Origin of the sequence: Mesorhizobium sp. M7A.F.Ca.CA.002.04.1.1, assembly GCF_004022805.1 — a bacterium.
Taxonomy (GTDB): Bacteria; Pseudomonadota; Alphaproteobacteria; order Rhizobiales; family Rhizobiaceae; genus Mesorhizobium; species Mesorhizobium ciceri.
On record NZ_RZPL01001118.1, the window covers coordinates 1 to 1089 of the forward strand.

Sequence of the window (1089 nt, forward strand, 5' to 3'; positions counted from 1 at the left end):
GGCGTCGTCATTCCGGCTTTCAACGCGGCCGCCACCATAGGCGCTGCCCTGAACTCCGTTCTGGCCCAGACGGCAAAAGCGGAGGCCATCGTCGTGGTCGATGACGGTTCGACCGACGATACGGCCGCGGTGATCGATGCGATGAACCTGCCGGTGACGGTGCTGCGACAGGACAATGCCGGACCCGGCAGCGCAACGACCCGTGGCATTGCGGCACTCTCGACGCCGCTCATCGCGACGCTCGATGCCGACGATTTGTGGCTGCCGGACAAGATCGAACAGCAACTGGCCTATCTCGGCCGCCATCCCGGGACAGCGGGCGTCTTTACGCACTGGCGGACGTTTCGCGGCGACAGCCCCGATTTGCCCGATGCGGCCAGTGGAGCGGGCTGGTCGCGCACGACGATGATGATCCGCCAGGAGGTGGTGCAGAGCGTCGGTCCCATCATCGACCCACCAGGCGGTCGCGGCGAGATGATCGACTGGATCGCCCGGGTTCGTGAGGCAGGCTTTGTACTTGCCATGCTCGACGACGTGCTTGCATTGCGCCGCATCCGTCCGGGCAGCCTTTCCTACGGCCGCGATCCGGCACGCGACCGGGGCTATATCCAGGTCGCAAGGCTCGCCATGCAGCGGCGGGCCCAGAACAAGGCGGGCTCCAGTTGAACGCCAGGCCTGTTCGCCGCATCAGCCGCCGCTTCCCGGACTATGGCTGGTCGTGGCCCACCGGCCAGTTGGACCTGTTGCTGAAGGCGGCGCTGCTCTCCGATGAGGACGCAGCCGCTGCCTGCGCCGCGCGCTGGCTCGACGAGAACGACATCGACCTCGTCTCGTTTCGAGAACATCGTCTGCTCGCCGCCATCTCCGACAGGTTCGGCAGAAAACTGGCCGGGCATACCGCGCACCCGCGCCTCGTCGGCCTGCAGAAGATGCTGTGGACGAAGTCGCGCATGGCGATGCGCGAGGCCGAGCCGACGCTGAAGGCGATGGCCGACGGCGGCGCCGACATCATGCTGATCAAGGGCGCCAGCCGCATTGCCTTGAACGCGTCGGCGCAGCGTGGTCGGGTGGCGCATGACATCGACATAC

Annotated in this window: 1 protein-coding gene and 1 pseudogene; both read left to right on the forward strand. The window is 66.6% G+C overall.

The window, feature by feature from the left end; all coding sequences use genetic code 11:
* A partial coding sequence (locus tag ENZ75_RS32625) for a glycosyltransferase family A protein (protein ID WP_164888213.1) occupies window positions 1–666 on the forward strand: 666 nt, incomplete at its 5' end.
* A pseudogene (locus ENZ75_RS32630) lies at window positions 663–1089 on the forward strand (hypothetical protein); the annotation flags it as partial. The gene ENZ75_RS32625 and the pseudogene ENZ75_RS32630, both read left to right, overlap by 4 nt.